We start from the raw sequence: 17,333 nt of genomic DNA on the forward strand, positions 1-17,333 counted from the left end.
AGGCCTTTTCAAACTGCACCACCTCCGTGCAACACGTTGCAGCGGGTCGGAAACGGGCATAGTTCAGGGGCTGGATCAAGGACTACGCCCTGTGGTACGCGAGACGGCGTCACAACTGACGAGCCTGGGAGCAGCCGAGATCATCATGCAACTCAAGCTCGCCTTTCTTGCGCTTGGAACTTTGGCCCAAGATCACACGCGTGCGCAAATGCGCGTGCAAGGGAGCCGGGCTGGTGCGACGATCTGGCAGACGCCCCTATGACCGACCTTGGCGCCCCGGACGTCGCCTTCCGAAGCCGCAGCTTCACCGCGCTCTCAGAGCGGGAGGTCGTCCTTCGCCGCATCCTCGCCGCCGACCCCATGGTCGGGGAGGCGTGGCTGCGGCTGGGTGGGCTGGCGCTGAACGACGGGCGGTTCCGCTTGGCCGCCCGCTGCTTCGCGCGGCTGATGCTGCTGGAACCCGGCCGGGCGTCGGCGCTGCACAATCTGGGGGAGGCCTTGCGGCTGGCTGGCCGGCCGGCCCAGGCCGCCATCGCCGTCCACCGCGCGCTGCGGCTGCGCCCGGACTACCCCAGGGCGCTGGTGGCGCTCGCCACGCTGCACCAGCAGGCCGGCGGGATGCGGGCCGCCCGGCGGACGGCCGCGCGGGCGCTGGTGCTCGATCCGGCGTTGGCGGCGGGCTGGCAGTGCCTTGGCCTGATGCTGCAGGACCTGAACCGGCCCGACGCCGTGCTGCGGATCATCAGGCGCGCAGCCGTGCTGGCCCCCGCCGACGCGACGGCGCGTGCCGCCTACGGCCTCGCTCTGGCGGAGGTCAAGGAGACGGCCGCCGTCGCTCAGCTCCGCCGCGCCGTCGCCCTGGCGCCGGGGGAGGCGAGGCTCTGCGGCAACCTCGCCACGGCGCTGATGCAGGCGGGCGACCATGACGGCGCGCTGGCGCTGACTCAGCGGGTCCGCCGCCTGGACCCGGCGGCGGCGGAGGCCGACGCCCAGGATTGCCTGCTGTGCATGATGCGGGGCGACTTCCGGCGTGGCATGGCCCACGCCCGCCGCGCCCTGGCCCTGGCGCCCGACCGGGCCGGGGTGCTGATCAACGGTGGCCTGCTGTTCCACGCCCTGCGTGATCTCGGCGCAGCCATTGCCTGGACCGGGCGCGCCCTACGGCTCGACCCCAAGAGCCCGGCCGCCCGCTTCAACCTGTCGCTGGCGCTGCTGACGACGGGCGACTTCGCCCGCGGCTGGCCGCTGTACGAGGCACGCTGGGCGATGTGGGGATCGGCCTACCCGACGCATGCCCCGGCCTGGGACGGCGGCCCCCTCGACGGGCGGAGCCTCCTGCTGGTGGCCGAGCAGGGTTACGGCGACACCTTGCATTTCGTCCGCTACGCGTCCCTGCTGGCGCGGCAGGGGGCGCGGGTGGTGGTGCAGGTGCAGCCGGCGCTGAAGCGCCTGCTGTCCCGGACGCCCGGCGTGGCTGCCGCCTACGGCCTCGACGAGGCCCCGCCGCCCTGCGACCTGTGCGCGCCGATGCTGAGCGTCCCTGGCCTGCTCGGCACCCGGATCGACACGATCCCGGCCGCGCTGCCCTACCTCGTCCCGGCGGAGGAGGACCGGCGGACCTGGCGCGACCGGTTGGCGGGCGAACGCCGGTTGAAGGTCGGGCTGGTCTGGGCGGGGGAACCGCGCCGGGACGACTTCAAGGCCAACTCGGTCGACCGCCGGCGCAGCCTGACCCTGGCCGCCTTCGCGCCGCTCGCCGGGATTCCGGGCGTGGCCTTCTACAGCCTCCAGAAAGGCGAGGCGGGGGCGCAGGCCAAGGCGCCTCCCCCCGGCCTGGAGATCGTGGATTGGACCGGCGACCTCCGCGACTTCGCCGACACGGCGGCGCTGGTCGAGCGGTTGGACCTCGTCATCTCGGTCGACACCTCCGTGTGCCATCTGGCGGGCGGGCTTGGCCGGCCGGTGTGGGTGCTGTCGCGCTTCGACGCCTGCTGGCGCTGGCTCGATCACCGGGAGGACAGCCCCTGGTACCCCACCATGCGGCTGTTCCGCCAGCCCGAGCCCGGCGCCTGGGACCCGGTCGTCGCGCGCGTCGCCGCCGCTTTAGCAAAATGGGCAGCGGAGCGGGCGGGGGAAGGGAGAGCCGATCCCATACCCACAATCCTGGCCGCCGCGCTGGCCGATCACCGGGCGCTGCGGACGGCGGCTGCGGCCCGTGGCTACCGGCATGTGCTGGCGCTCGACCCCGGCCATGCCGACGCGCAGCACCTGCTGGGGCTGACGGCGCTCACCGGCGGGCGGGTGGCAGCCGCTGCGGCTCTGCTCGGCCACGCGGTCCGCCTGGAGAGCAGCCGGGCCGCCTTCCTCAATTCGCAGGGGGAGCTGCACCGCACCGCCAATCGGTCCGGCGATGCCATGGATCGGTTCCGGCGGGCCGCCGTGATCGACCCCGCCTACGCCGAACCGCTGGTCAACCTCGCCAAACTGGCCGGGGCGGCGGAGCGATACCGGCTCGCCCGCCGGGCTGTTCGGCTGGCCCCTCAACTGGCCGACGCGTGGTGGGCGCTCGGCCACGCCGCACTCGATGGCGGGCGCAGCGGCGAAGCCGTGGTGGCCTACCGGCACGCTCTGGCGCTGAACCCGGCCCGGGACGAAGGGTTGGACCATCTGGCGCGCGCCTGCGCCCTCAAGGGCCGGCTGGCAGAGGCCGAAGCGCTGCTGGCGCGGGCGCTCCGCCTCAGCCCCGACGCCGCGCAGTCCTGGCGCAGCCTGGGGGACATCCGGCTGAGGCGCAAGGACCCGAAGGGAGCGGAGGGCTGCCTGCGCCGCGCCGTGGCGCTGCAGCCGGACTTTCCGGAGGCGCTGAACAACCTCGGCGGCGCGTTGCTCGGCGCGCAACGCTTCGGAGAGGCGCGGCTGCCTTACCGGCGTGCCGTGGCGCTGCGGCCCGGCTATCCCGATCCCTGGAACAACCACGCCAACGCGCTGCACGAGATCGGCGAGACCGCGTCGGCCCTGGCCTACTTCCGCCGCGCGCTGGCGCTCGCCCCGGACCATCCCGTCGCCTACGCCAATCTGGCGGAGGCGTTGCGCACCCAGGCCGCTTCGGCAGAGGACTACACCACCGTGGAGCGGCTGTGCCGCCGCGCGCTGGCGCTGGTGCCCGGCCACCCGCCGGCGCTGAACGTCCTGTCCGTGACCGGGCTGGACCTACGGCGGCTGGAGGAGGCGGAGGCGGGCTTCCGCCGCATCCTCGACCTCGACCCCGACAACCCGTCGGCGCGCTTCAACCTGTCGCTGGTGCTGCTCAAGGCCGGGCGCCTGCGCGAGGGGTGGGAGCATTACGAGGCGCGCTGGACGGTCGGGGAACTCCCGGTGCCCAAGGCCCCGGGCCGGCTGTGGACCGGGGAGCCGCTGGACGGCCGGACCATACTGCTGCATGCGGAGCAGGGACACGGCGACGCGCTGCACTTCATGCGCTACGCGCCGCTGGTCGCGCAACGTGGCGGCCGGGTCCGTTTGGCCGTGCACAGCGCGTTGCGGCGGCTGGCGGAGCGGATGCCCGGCCTCCTGTCCGTGCACAACCTGCACGACCCCTTGCCGGTGACCGACCTGCACTGCCCGCTGATGAGCCTGCCGCGCGCCTTCAACACCGGGCTGGACGATATTCCGGCGGAGATGCCCTACCTCACCCCTGATCCGGCGGACGCCGAGCGCTGGCGCGCCCGCCTTCCGGCCAACGGGCGGGTGGATGGGCGGCTGGATGGGCGGCTGAAGGTCGGGCTGGTCTGGTCGGGCGACCCGCGGCCGCACAGCCCGAAGGCCAACGCGGTGGATCGGAGGCGCAGCCTGACCCTGGCGGCGCTGGCCCCGCTCGCCGCGGTGACCGACGTCGCTTTCATCAGTCTGCAAAAGGGCTCGCCCGCCGCCCAGGCGAAGGAGCCGCCGCCCGGCATGGAACTGCTGGACTGGATGGACGAGGTCGGTGACTTCGCCGACACCGCCGCGCTGGTCGCCGGGCTGGACCTCGTGATCACGGTGGACACCTCCGTCGCGCATCTGGCCGGGGCGTTGGGAAAGCCGGTGTGGGTGCTGTCGCGCTACAACGGTTGCTGGCGCTGGCTGACCGGCCGCGACGACAGTCCCTGGTATCCGACGCTCCGCTTGTTCCACCAGCCGGAGCCGGGCGCCTGGGCGCCGGCCGTGGAGCGCGTGGCGGCGGCGCTGGCGGCGCTCACCGCCCGGCGGAGCGGGTCCGGCTGAGGGAGTGGAGGGCGTTGCGGACGCGGGCCAGGACCGATGGCCAGTCGTCGCGCCGGTCATGGCGGAACAGGCGCATCGTCGGATACCACGGCGTGCAGACGCCGGCGCCCAGCCAGCGCCAGTCCGGGGCGAAGGGCAGCACCGTCCACACAGGGCGGCCGAGCGCCCCCGCCAGATGCGCGACCGAGGTATCCACCGTGATCACCAGATCCAGCCCGGCGACCAGCGCGGCGGTGTCGGCGAAGTCGGCGATGTCCGGGCCAAGATCCATGAAGCACGCCGGCAAAGGCCCGCAGCCGTCCAGATCCTGACGCCCCCGCCCCTTCTGAAGAGCGAAGAAGGCGACGCCTGGAACCTCCAGCAGCACAAGGAAGTCCCTCAGCCGTGCCGAGCGGAAGCGGTCGCCCTTGAATTCCGGATTGCCCGCCCAAACCAGCCCGACCTTCAGCCCCGGCGTGCCCGCCAAACGTTCCGCCCAGGCCTCGGCCAGCGCGGGCTCGGGCCACAGGTAGGGCACGTCGGCGGGGATGGTGTAGAGCGTGGTGCCGAGCCGGTGCGGCAGGCTCGCCAGCGCGACATGGGCGTCGTGCGGCGGCAGGGCGTCGAACCGGCCGACCACGCCCGCGATGCCCGGCATGGCGGAGAGCAGGCGGACGAGCTGCGTGTTGCACTCGACGATCACGCGGACGCCCCGTGCCTGCAACAGCGGGGCGTAGCGGGCGAGCATGATGGTGTCCCCCACGCCCTGCTCGTCGTGGACCAGCAGCGTCCGCCCGGCGAGGTCGCGCCCGTCCCAGGCGGGTGACGGAAAGCTCCGCCGGGGCGACGGGAAGTCGGCCATGCGCGAGCGCCATTCGTACTCCGCGAACCCCTCCTCCAACTCGCCCTTGAGCAGCAGCCCGAAGCCGAGCGCGGTGTGGGCCTCCGCCAGCGCGGGGGCGAGCCGGACCGCGGTCCGCGCCGCGTCCACCGCCTGATCGACCAGCATTGCGTCGCGCGCCGCAAGGCCGAGGTTCAGGTAGGCGTGGGCGGCGTCCGGCTGGAGCGCGATGGACTGGCGGAAGCAGGTTGCGGCCTCGTCCAGGTGCCCGAGATCCTGAAGCGTGACGCCCAGGTTGTTGAGCACGCCCGCGTCGCCCGGCGCGAATCCCAACGCGCAACGGTAATAGCGGACCGCCTCCTCCACCCGGCCGAGGCGCCTGCAGGCCAGCCCCAGCGTGGCGTAGGCGGCGACCGACAGTGGCGTCATGCCCAGAAGGGTCATCAGCTCCTCGACGGCTTTCCCAGGCCGGCCGTCGAGGATCAGCGTCTGGGCGAGCTGCACCCTTTGCTCGGTCAGTTGCGGCTTCAGGCGCAGCAGCCGGCGCAACACCGTCGCCGCCCCGGCATGATCCCCCCGGTCGGCCAAGACGTTGGCGAGGTTGTTGAGGACATCGCCAAAAGCGGGGTCCAGCGCCAGGGCATTCCGGCAGCGGGCCAGCGCCTCGTCGCGCCGGCCAAGCCGCCGCAGCGCGCTGGCGAGGTTGGACAGGCAGGCCGGATTGCCGGGATGCCGGTGGATGGACTGGGCCATCAGCTCGGCCGCGGTCGCCGGCTGATCGTCCTGGAGCGCCAGCACGCCCAGCAGATGCAGCGCGTCGGGCTGGTCGGGCCGGGCGGCCAGCACCCGGCGGTACGCCGTCTCCGCCTCGGCCCGGCGGCCGGCGCCGTGGTGGGCGAGGCCCGCCGCAAGGAGCGCTGCCGGGCTATCCGCCATGTCTTCCGCCATGCCCTAGGCCCCCGCCGCGACAAAGGTTTCAGCGAAGGCGCGCCACGTCCGCTCGCCGCGCAGGAATGCCTGCGCCCGGTCGGCGCGGGCGCGGGCCGCGGCCCGGTCGGTGTAGAGGGTTTCCAACCGTTCGACCGCCTCCTCCACGGACGACTCGCCCCAGCCCCGGCGCCGGCCCGTGGGGTCGGCCACCGGGGACTGGTGGCCGAGCGGCAGGCAGGCACCGTCGCGGATCAGGTCCAAGTGGCCGCTGTTGGCCGACAGGATGACCGGCACGCCGCAGGCCATGGCCTCCATGGCGACGAGGTTGGTGGCGCCTTCGCAGCGGTTCGGGAACAGGGCGGCGTGGCACTCCGCCAGGATGCCGGGGAGCTGGCGGCGCTCAAGGAACCCCATGTCGACGAAGGCTTCCGGTGGCAGGCCGTTGGCCATCGCCCATTCCACGATGCGCAGCTTGCCGTTGTCTCCCACGGCGGGGGCGGTCGGCGCCAGGGGCGACTGCGCGATGTCGGCGGAGGTGTGGGGCCAGGGGTTGTGCCACGCGGTGACCAGCAGCGCATCGGGATGGCGCTCGTAAAAACGGCGGAAGGCGGCCAGGACGATGTCCTGCCCCTTGCGGAACTCCAGCTTGCCGCCGGAGAAAACCACGAAGCGGTCGCCGAAGCGCTTGGCCGGGGGCACGGGCCGCAACTCGTCGAAATCCACCCCCTGGAAGACGCAGGCCACGCCGGTGATGCCCTGCTCCGCGAGCAGGTCCCGGTTGAAGGTCGAATGCACCACCAGCCGGTCGTACCGCCGCGCACGGTTCAGCGTGTCCCGGTCGAACAGCGTGTCTTCGAAGGCGATGACCCCCACGTTGCGGTCGCCGTGGAATTGGGCGGAGAGGGGGCCCGGCACGAAGCCGTTGCCGAGCGCGTGCAGGACCGTGCAGCCGTCGAGGCCGAGCACGCGGTTGGCGGACTGGGCGGCGGAGCGGGCGGCGATGGCGGCGATCTGCCGGTGGCCGTCGGCCAGGACTTCCAGCCGTTCCCGGTTTTCCGGCCGCAGGGTGGACATCAGCGGCCTTTCCAGCAGGAGCGGCGGGCGGCCCTGCTCGACCAGATGGAGCGTCGTGTGGACGCCGACCAACCCCCAGCCGTGGATTTCGGAAAGCTGCCAGGTCAACGCCAGAGTCTGTTCCACGCACGGCCTCACCCAGCCTCGCCACGCGGCGCCGGTGACGCTAGGATAGCAGAAGGCGGAGGCCGATACATTAGGGCGGATCAATGGGCTTGGTTTAACGGCTGCGGGAATTGCCCTCTCCCCTCCGGGGAGAGGGAGGGGACCCACCGCGCAGCGGTGGGGAGGGTGAGGGGGCTGGCGCGCGCTCGCGCGCCACCAAGGGGCATTCTGCCCCTTGGCAATCCCCTGGCACAGGCGTTGCCTGTGCTGCCCCCTCACCCTCCCCTCTCCCCGGAGGGGAGAGGGAAAAGCAGGCCGTTTTCCAACCTCACTGCGTTGCCCTGACACACAGGGGAGGATCGGCCGTGACGGCCAGCATCGAGACGGCAACCCGGCATTACCGCGCCGGTCGGCTTGATGACGCCATCGGCGCCTGCCGAGCCGTCCTGGTGGCCGGGCCCAGGCATGCCGGCGCGCTCAACCTTCTGGGCACGGTGTCGGGGGAAATGGGGGACTTCGACGCGTCGCTGCGGTTCTTCCGGCGGGTGGCCCGGTCCGCTCCGCGAACAGGCGTTCACTGGTTCAACCTGGGCACGGTGCGAAGCCTCAACGGCGACGTCGCGGGCGCCATCGGCGACCTGTGCCGCGCGATCGCCATCGCCCCGGACGGCACCGCCGCCTTTGTGCAGCTCGGCGAATCGCTGCTGCGCCTTGGCCGGGTGGTGCCGGCTGCGGACGCCTTCCGCCGCGCGCTTCGGCTCGATCCGACCGCCACCGGTGCGACCGGTGGCCTGGAGCGGTGCCGGCGCTATCGACTGGCCGCGGCAGCCGTTCCCCACGCGGGCACGGGCGACGGACTGGTCATCCGCGGCGCCTTCGCCAACAGCACGGGTTACGGCTATGCCTGCCGGCGCTTTGTCCAGGCGCTGCGCGCGCGGGGGGTGCCGCTCCAGGCGATTGGGGTCCGGGGGGCGGAATCCTGGACGGGCGAGGACCTCGACCGGCCGGTGCCGGCCAAAACCATGGTGAGTTTCGTCACGCCCGCCGTGGTGGAGCGGGTGCCCGGCCTCGCCGCGGTGACCTTCACCGTGTTCGAGGGAACCCGGATTCCGTCCGCCTGGCGGCGGCAGAGCGACCTCAGCGACCTGATCGTCGTGCCCTGCGAATCGTCCCGCATCGCCTGGGCGGCGGCAGGCTTTCCGGAGGATCGCCTGCGCGTCTGCCCGCAGGGTGTCGACCCGGACGAATCGGCCGGCGGCGCCCCCTTGACCCTCGTCGATCCCGAAGGGCGCCCGGTGTCCGGCTACCGGCACCGCTTCCTCAACATTTCCGACTTCACGCCGCGCAAGAACATCGACGGGCTGCTGCGGGTCTGGCTGCGCAGCACGACGCGGGCCGACGACGCGGTGCTGATCCTGAAGCTGGGCAAGGGCGCCAGCCCGGCCCTGCGCGCGGAACTCGCCACCCTGGTCCGGCGCTCGGAATCCGTGGTGGGCCGGCGGCTGGCGGAGGCGGCGCCCGTGGTGCTGGTCGAACACACGCTGACGGACGCGGACATGACGGCGCTGGTCCGCACGGCGACCCATTACTGGAGCATGTCGCATGGCGAGGGCTGGGACCTCCCCATGGTCCGGGCGGGCGCTCTGGGCTTGGGCCTGATCGCGCCGCGCCATTCCGCCTATGTGGATTACCTGGACGACCGGGTCGCCCGCCTGATCCCGGCTACGGTCGGTCCGGCGCGGCTCCCCTACAGCGACCAGCCTTTTCCGCCGTTCCACGGGCTCGACTGGTGGAGCCCGGACGAGGACGCGGCGGCGGCCATTCTGGCCGGCATTCTTCGCGGCGACGTCCTTCCGTCCGCCCGCGACCACCTGCTGCAACGCTTCACCTGGAGCCGTGCGGCCGACCGGCTGCTCGCCATTCTCGACGAGGCGGGCCTGCGGTGACCGCCGGAAGCGATGCGGACCTCGCCGCCGCGATGGCCGATCACCGGGCCGGGCGGCTCGACACGGCGGAGGCCGCTTACCGCGCGGTCCTGCGCAACAATCCGCAACACCCCCACGCCAACAACAACTTGGCGATCCTGCTGCGCGCCACCGGACGGGCGGAGGAGGCCGTCGTCCGCTACCGCCAAGCCGTCCGGACGGCGCCGGAGGACGCGGCGATCCGTTGCAACCTCTCCTGCGCGCTGGCCGACCAGAACCGGGGAGAGGAGGCCGCTGCGGCGCTGCGCGCTGCGCTGTCCCTGCGCCCTGACCACGCCGACGCCTGGTTCAACGCCGGCAACCTGTGCCAAGCCGCCGGCGATGACGCGGGTGCGGCGACCGCGTACCGCCGGGCGCTCCGGCTGGCGCCCGGCATGGGGGAGGCGCTCAGCAATCTGGGCGACGTCCACAAGCGCATGGGGGAGTCGAGCCTCGCGATCGACCTCTACCGGGCGGCCATCGCGGCGCGGGCGGACCTGCCGCAGCCCGTCGTCAACCTGGGGGAGGCGCTGAAGGCGCAGGGGCGCATCGCCGAGGCCATTCAGGTCCTGCAAGGCGGGCTGGAGCGTCACCCCGGCCTTGCCCTGCTGCATTCCAACCTGCTGCTCGCCTTGCATTACACGCCCTGGGTGCCGCCCGAGGTCATCGCCCGCGCCCACGCCTTCTGGAACGAGCGGCATGCGCGGCCCCTGATGCCGCCAGCGCCGCCAGGCAAACGCTTCGCCAACGACCGCAGCCCCAACCGCCGGCTGCGCGTGGGGTACGTCTCGCCCGACTTCCGCGCCCACGCCTGCGCCCACTTCATCGAAGCCCTGCTGCGCGGGCACGACCGCAAGGCGGTGGAGGTGGTCGGCTATGCCCTGTCGCGGCGCGAGGACGCCGTGACCGGCCGCTTGACGGCGCTGACCGACGGGTGGCGGTCGCTCGCCGGCCTGGACGATGCCGCCGCCGCCGCGCGGATCGAGCGCGACCGCATCGACATCCTGGTCGATCTGGCCGGCCACACCGCCGGAGGGCGCCCGCTGATCTTCGCCCGCAAACCGGCCCCGGTCCAGGTCGCCTGGCTGGGCTATCCCGACACCACCGGGATGCCGGCGATGGACGCCCGCCTGACCGACGCCGTCGCCGATCCGCCGGGCCGGACCGACGCTTGGCACGCGGAGCGGCTGATCCGCCTTCCCACGGGGTTCCTCGCCTACCGGCCTCCCCCCGGCATCGACGCGCCGCAGGACCCGCCGGCGCCGGGCGGCGGTGGCATCACCTTCGGGTCCTTCAACAACGCCGCCAAGGTGACGCCGGAGGTGGTGCGGGTCTGGTCGGCCATCCTGACGCGGCTGCCGTCGGCCCGGCTGCTCCTCAAGAGCGGTGCCTTCGCGGACCCGCCGACGCGCGGCCGCTACGCCCGCCTGTTCGTGGACAACGGCGTGGCGCCCGGCCGGGTCGAGCTGCTGCCGCCGCTGCCCGCGACCGACCACCATCTGCGCGCCTACGGGCGCCTCGACATCGCCCTCGACCCTTTCCCCTACAACGGCACCACGACGACGTGCGAGGCGCTGTGGATGGGCGTGCCGGTGATCACGCTGGCCGGCAGGCACCATGTGGCGCGGGTGGGCGCCAGCCTGCTGACCCGATGCGGGCTGCCGGACCTCGTCGCCACGGACGAGGCCGGCTATGTGGAGAGTGCCGTCGCCCTGGCTCAGGACCCGCCGCGCCTCGCCGCGCTGCGCCGGGATTTGCGGGGGATGCTCGAACGATCCCCACTTCTGGACCACCGGGGCTTCGCGGGCGCGGTCGAGGACGCATACCGCGGCCTGTGGCACGGTTGGCTCAATTCCTCGACCGACCCGTCCGCCGGCTGACCTCGTCGCGCAGGGCGTCCGCCACCGCGGCGAACACCGGTCCCCAATCCAGGTCGCGGCCCTGGCGGAACAGCCGCATCGTCGGGTACCACGGCGTGTGCGCGCCGGAACAGCCGTAGACCCAGTAGGGGACGTGCTGCACGAGGTTCCAGACCGGCGTGCCGAGCGACCCGGCGAGATGCGCGACCGCGCTGTCGGTCATGATGACGAGGTCGAGCTGTTCCAGCATCGCCGCCGTGTCGGCGAAGTCCTCCAGGTCGGGGCCGAGCGGCGTCACCAGGCGGCCGGCTGGCCCGAGACCGGCGAGTTCGGCCTCCGGCGGCCCCTTCTGAAGGCTGTACAGCCGCACGCCCGGCACCTCGGCGAAGCGCAGGAAGCGGGCGAGGCTGGCGGCGCGCCGGCCATTGTCGGCGAAAGTGACCCGGCCCGACCACACGATCCCGACGCGCAGGGTGCCCGGTTCCCGCGCGCCGAGGCGGCGGGCGGCCTTCTCCCGCGCCTCCACCGGGATGGTCAGGCGCACCGGGGGCGGAACCGAGGCCAGGGTGGTGCCGAACAGGCCCGGCAGGCTCATCTGCGACGCCTCCACGTCGAAGGCCGGAACCGGGCCTCCCGCCGGGACGAAGCCGTCCACCTCCAGCCCCGCCAGCACCCGCCGCAGCTCCGCATGGCATTCGTACAGCAACCGGCCCCCCAGAGCCCTGACCAGCGGCACGTAGCGCGCCATCAGCAGCGCGTCGCCGAACCCCTGCTCGGCGGACAGCAGGATGGTGCGCCCCTCCAGCGGGCCGCCGTCCCACGGCAGTCCCGACGGCGTCCGGCCATGGTAGGCGGCCAGCCCCCGGCGGGCCTCGTAGTCCGTGAAGCCGTGGACATAGTCGCCGACCTGCAGCCGGACGAGCGCGCGTTCCCATTGCAGCTCGGGAGTCGGGCGGATCATGGCTTGGTCGATCAGCGCCAGCGCCTCCCGGAAGCGCCCCGCCTTGCGCAGAGCGACCACTCCGTTGTGCAGAACGGTCGCGTTGCCCGGATCGAGCCGGAGCGCCTCGGCCTGCGCGGCCACGCCCTCCTCGATTCGGCCGGCCTCCGTCAGGGCGTTGCCCAGGTTGCTCCAGATACCGGCCTTGTCCGGCGCGAACTCCAGCCCTCGCCGGTGGCAGGCGATGGCGGCCTCCAGCCTCCCGGCGCGGCGCAGCAGGAGGCCGAGCGTGCTCCAGGCGCCACCGTCGCGGGGGTTGGCCGCGAGGGCGGCGTCCACCGCGCCCCCGAGCGGATCGTCGTCGGTACCCGAGTCGCTGCGGCCATCCCCGTGCATGAGTCCGTCTTCCGTCATCAGAGATTGGGTCGAACACCGCTTATCGCCCACAAGGGGAGCGTTGAAATCCGCACTGCAACCCGCAGCCGCTGAACGGCGCAACGGTTCAAGGCCTTTTCAGCGAAAGGTAGTGATGGTTTCTCAGCCATCCAGACATTCGTAGCCGAAGTTCATTCCATTTGTGGGCGAACAGATATCGTTACGCAACATTTTAGCCGACAAGAGCTTCATATACTGATAATTAGGATTTTATCCTACATTTGTTCATTTAGGGCTGGTGCTACTACCGGCTGCGTTGGCGAAGGGTTGAAAGAGCGTGGCGAATCCAACCTTCACGATGATCGGCACCAACAGCTTCGGTCTCGCCAACAGCGGGAACGAGGCCGCCCTGGCGTTGGCGGACATCGACGGAGACGGCGACCTCGACCTGCTGATCGGCAACGTGTCCGGCGACACGATCCTCTACCGCAACACCGGCACCACGCTGGCGCCGACCTTCTCGCTGGACGCCACCAATCCCTTCGGCCTCGCCAACATCAGCCAGGGCGGCGCGCTTCCCACCCTGACGGACATCGACGGCGACGGCGATCTCGACCTGTTCATCGGCAACCACGCCGGCACGGTCCAGTTCTTCCGCAACACCGGCACCACGCTGGCGCCGACCTTCACGCTGGAAGGCACCAACCTCTTCGGCATCCAGTCCAGCGGCACTTTTGGGACGCCGAGCTTCGCCGATGTGGACGGCGACGGCGACCTCGACCTGCTGATCGGCAACAACGGCGGCGATCTGCTTTTCTTCCGCAACACCGGCACGCGGCTGGCGCCCACCTTCTCGCTGCAAGGCACCAACCTCTTCGGCATGGTCAAGGCCGACGATTTCGCCTCGCCCCTGCTGAAGGACATCGACGGCGACGGCGACATCGACCTCATGGTCAAAAGCGTCGTCTACATCAACACCGGGACGACCGCCTCGCCGACCTTCTCGCTGGTCGGGACGAACGCCTTCATGGCGGGCAGTCCGGGGGCCTACCCGCGGCCGGCCCTGGGCGACCTGGACGGCGACGGCGACCTTGACCTGCTGTTCGGCCTCGACGGCGGCAACAAGGAGTATTTCCGCAACATCTCGCCCGTGGTCCTGACGCTGGGCAATGGCGGCAACACGGTCACGCTGTCGCAGATCAACACGCTGACCGGCGGCACCGGCACCGACGTGGTGACGCTCGGCACCCTCGGTGCGACCTATCTCGTCACCGGGATCGAAACGCTGACCGGCAGCACCGCCACGGACGTGGTGACGCTCGGCGCCGGCGGCAACACGATGCTGGTGAGCCGCGTCGAAGCGGTGACCGGCGGCTCCGGCACGGACGTCGTGACGCTCGGCAGCGGGGGCAACACCATAACGGTGGCCCTGCTGGAGACGCTGATCGGCGGCATCGGCACCGACGTGGTGACGATCGGCAGCGGCGGCTCGCTGAGGGTGAGCGGCATCGAAACGCTGACCGGCAGCGCCGGCACGGATGTGGTGACGTTCGGCAACAGCGGCGGCAACACGCTGACGGTGCGGGCGCTGGAGACGCTGGTCGGCAGCGCCGGGACGGACGTGGTGACGTTCGGCGCCGGCGGCAACACGACCCTGGTGATCGGCGTGGAAACGCTGACCGGCGGCAGCGGGATCGACATGGTGACGCTCGGCAGCGGCGGCAACACGATGCAGGTCCGGCTGGTGGAGACACTGACCGGCGGGTCCGGCACCGACGTGGTGAACCTCGGTACCGGCAACAACACGTTGAGGGTGTCGTCCATCGAGACGCTGATCGGCAACACTGGAACGGACGCCGTGACACTCCTCAGCGGCGGCAACACGCTGACGGTGTCCCTGCTGGAATCGCTGATCGGCGGCGCCGGCACCGACGTGGTGACGATCGGCGACAGCGGCGGCAGCACGCTGACGGTGACCTCCCTGGAGACGCTGATCGGCGGTTCCGGCATCGACGTGGTGTCGGTCACCTCCAGCGGCATCACCGTCCTGGTGAGCGGCATCGAAACGCTGAACGGCACATCCGGCGTGGATGTCGTGACGCTCGGCGACAGCGGGGGAAACACGCTGACGGCGTCGCGGCTGGACACGCTGACCGGCAGCGCCGGCACCGACGCGGTGACGCTCACCGGCACCTTCGGCAGCACGATGCTGATGTCGTCCATCGAAACGTTGACCGGCAGCACCGGCACCGAGTTCGTCACCCTCGGCAGCGGCGGCAACACGCTGACGGTGAGCGGCATCGAAACGCTGACTGGCGGCTCCGGAACGGACGTGGTGACGCTCGGCACCAGCGGCAACACGTTGCTCGTCCGGCTGCTGGAGACGCTGACCGGCGGCAGCGGCACCGACGCGGTGACGCTCGGCACCGGCAGCAACGTGATGCTGATCGGCGGCGTCGAAACCCTGACCGGCGGCAGCGGCACCGACGTGGTGACGCTGGACAGCGGTGGCAACACGCTGACGGTGTGGCGGCTGGAGACATTGACCGGCGGTTCCGGCACCGACGTGGTGACGCTCTCCACCTTTGGCAACACCATGGTGGTGAGCGGAATCGAAACGCTGACCGGCGGTCTCGCCGGCACCGACGTCGTGACGCTCGACAGCGGTGGCAACACGCTGACGGTGAGCCGCATCGAAACGCTGACCGGCGGCAGCGGCACCGACGCGGTGACGCTCGGCACCGGCGGCAACACGCTGCTGGTGGGCGGCGTCGAAACACTGACCGGCGGTTCCGGCACCGACGTGGTGACCCTCAGCAGCAGCGGCAACACGCTGACGGTGTCGCTGCTGGAAACGGTGATCGGCGGCACCGGCATCGACATGGTGACCTTCTCCCCGCCCGGCAACCAGGGGACCCTGTTCGTTTCCGGCGTGGAGACCGTCTATACGCCGTTCCAGACGCTGACCCTCAACGGCACCGACACGCTGATCGTCCTGCCGGCCAGCCCGTCCGCCCCGGCGCTCGCTCCGGCGTCGGACAGCGGCCTGCCCGGCGACGCGCTGACGAACGCATCCCAGCCCACCCTGACCGGAACCGCCGACGCCGGCAGCGTCGTGCATCTGTACGGAAACGGTGTCGATCTGGGGACGGGAACGGCCGACGGCTCCGGCGCCTGGTCGGTGGCCCCCGGCACGGCGATGGCCGACGGCGCTTGGACGCTGACCGCCAAGGTGGTCACATCCGGAGTCGAAAGCGAGCCGTCGGGGTCTTTCCTGCTGACCATCGACACAAGTGCTTCGGCGCCGACGGGATTGTCCCTGACCACGGCTTCGAACAGCGGGTCCACGAGCGACGCGCTGACCAATGTCGCGGCACCGGTGATCACCGGCAGCGTGGCCGAGGCCGGCACCGTGATCCTTTATGAAGGTGCTACGGCGCTCGGCACGGCGACCGTGGCCGCAGCCGGAACCTGGACGATCACCACCGCTTCGCTGGTCGATGGCGCGCACACGTTGAGCGTCACGGTGACCGACACGGCGGGCAATACGTCCTCAGCCTCGACCGCACTGACGGTGACCATTGACACCACGGCGGCCACTCCTTCGGGGCTCGCCCTGTCGGCATCGTCAAACAGCGGCTCGACAGCGGACACGCTGACCAGCGTCACGAGCCCGGTGATCACCGGCAGCGTGGCCGAAGCGGGCACGGTGGTGCTGTACGAGGGCGCAACAGCGCTCGGCACGGCGACCGCGGCGTCGGCCGGGGTCTGGACGATCACCGCCGCTTCGCTGACAGACGGCCCGCACAGCCTGACCGCCAAGGTGACCGACACGGCCGGCAACACCTCCGTGGCCTCGTCCGCGCTGACGGTGACCATTGACACCGGTGCTTCGGCCCCAACGGGGCTCGGCTTGACGGTCTCGTCGAACAGCGGGTCCACGAGCGACGCGCTGACCAATGTCGCGGCACCGGTCATCACCGGCAGCGTGGCCGAGGCCGGCACCGTGATCCTTTATGAAGGTGCTACGGCGCTCGGCACGGCGACCGTGGCCGCAGCCGGAACCTGGACGATCACCACCGCTTCGCTGGTCGATGGCGCGCACACGTTGAGCGTCACGGTGACCGACACGGCGGGCAATACGTCCTCAGCCTCGTCGGCGCTGACGGTGACCATCGACACGAGTGCTTCGGCTCCAACGGGGCTCGGCTTGGCGGTCTCGTCGAACAGCGGCTCCACGAGCGACACTCTGACCAGCGTCGCGGCACCGGTCATCACGGGGAGCGTGGCCGAGGCCGGCACCGTGATCCTTTATGAAGGTGCTACGGCGCTCGGCACGGCGACCGTGGCCGCAGCCGGAACCTGGACGATCACCACCGCTTCGCTGGCCGATGGCGCGCACACGTTGAGCGTCACGGTGACCGACACGGCGGGCAATACGTCCTCAGCCTCGTCGGCGCTGACGGTGACCATCGACACGGGTGCTTCGGCCCCAACGGGGCTCGGCTTGGCGGTCTCGTCGAACAGCGGGTCCACGAGCGACGCGCTGACCAGCGTCGCGGCACCGGTCATCACAGGCAGCGTGGCCGAAGCGGGCACGGTGGTGCTGTACGAGGGCGCAACAGCGCTCGGAACGGCGACCGCGGCGTCGGCCGGGGTCTGGACGATCACCGCCGCTTCGCTGACGGACGGCGCGCACACGTTGAGCGTCACGGTGACCGACACGGCGGGCAATACGTCCACAGCATCGTCGGCGCTGACGGTGACCATCGACACGAGTGCTTCGGCCCCAACGGGGCTCGGCTTGGCGGTCTCGTCGAACAGCGGCTCCACGAGCGACACTCTGACCAGCGTCGCGGCACCGGTCATCACGGGGAGCGTGGCCGAGGCCGGCACCGTGATCCTTTATGAAGGTGCTACGGCGCTCGGCACGGCGACCGTGGCCGCAGCCGGAACCTGGACCATTGCCGCCGCTTCGCTGGCCGATGGTGCGCACACGTTGA

At 71.5% G+C, this 17,333-nt stretch carries 7 protein-coding genes; 4 read left to right on the forward strand and 3 right to left on the reverse strand.

From position 1 onward, the window contains the following. Positions 1-258: 258 nt before the first annotated feature. The gene (locus DS843_RS21890; protein ID WP_167525407.1) at positions 259-4,263 is read left to right on the forward strand and encodes a tetratricopeptide repeat protein; all 4,005 of its coding nucleotides are present in this window, start codon (positions 259-261) and stop codon (positions 4,261-4,263) included. Here DS843_RS21890 and DS843_RS21895 read toward each other — a convergent pair. Both DS843_RS21895 and DS843_RS21900 read right to left on the reverse strand, forming a co-directional pair. Further along, on the reverse strand, positions 4,235-6,019 hold the full coding sequence (locus DS843_RS21895; RefSeq protein ID WP_167525408.1) for a tetratricopeptide repeat protein: 1,785 nt from the start codon (positions 6,017-6,019) through the stop codon (positions 4,235-4,237). The genes DS843_RS21890 and DS843_RS21895 overlap by 29 nt on opposite strands. 15 nt (positions 6,020-6,034) lie before the next feature. Continuing rightward, the gene (locus tag DS843_RS21900; protein WP_149470950.1) at positions 6,035-7,213 is read right to left on the reverse strand and encodes a glycosyltransferase family 4 protein; all 1,179 of its coding nucleotides are present in this window, start codon (positions 7,211-7,213) and stop codon (positions 6,035-6,037) included. A gap of 344 nt (positions 7,214-7,557) precedes the next feature. Here DS843_RS21900 and DS843_RS21905 point away from each other — a divergent pair, with 344 nt between their 5' ends. Beyond that, the gene (locus DS843_RS21905) at positions 7,558-9,138 is read left to right on the forward strand and encodes a tetratricopeptide repeat protein (RefSeq protein WP_286192251.1); all 1,581 of its coding nucleotides are present in this window, start codon (positions 7,558-7,560) and stop codon (positions 9,136-9,138) included. Continuing rightward, a complete protein-coding gene (locus DS843_RS21910) occupies positions 9,135-11,036 on the forward strand; it encodes an O-linked N-acetylglucosamine transferase, SPINDLY family protein (RefSeq protein ID WP_286192252.1) in 1,902 nt (633 codons plus the stop codon). The genes DS843_RS21905 and DS843_RS21910 overlap by 4 nt, the downstream gene beginning before the upstream one ends. Here DS843_RS21910 and DS843_RS21915 read toward each other — a convergent pair. Then, entirely contained in the window at positions 11,005-12,351 is a 1,347-nt protein-coding gene (locus DS843_RS21915; RefSeq protein WP_149470951.1) for a tetratricopeptide repeat protein, read from the reverse strand. The two genes, DS843_RS21910 and DS843_RS21915, sit on opposite strands and share 32 nt — an antisense overlap. Before the next feature lie 316 nt (positions 12,352-12,667). Between DS843_RS21915 and DS843_RS21920 the strand changes: the two genes are divergently transcribed. Continuing rightward, on the forward strand, positions 12,668-17,333 hold a 4,666-nt coding region (locus DS843_RS21920), incomplete at its 3' end, for a beta strand repeat-containing protein (RefSeq protein ID WP_286192253.1).

It is taken from the genome of Roseomonas genomospecies 6 (genome assembly GCF_008365375.1).
Taxonomy (GTDB): domain Bacteria; phylum Pseudomonadota; class Alphaproteobacteria; order Azospirillales; family Azospirillaceae; genus Azospirillum.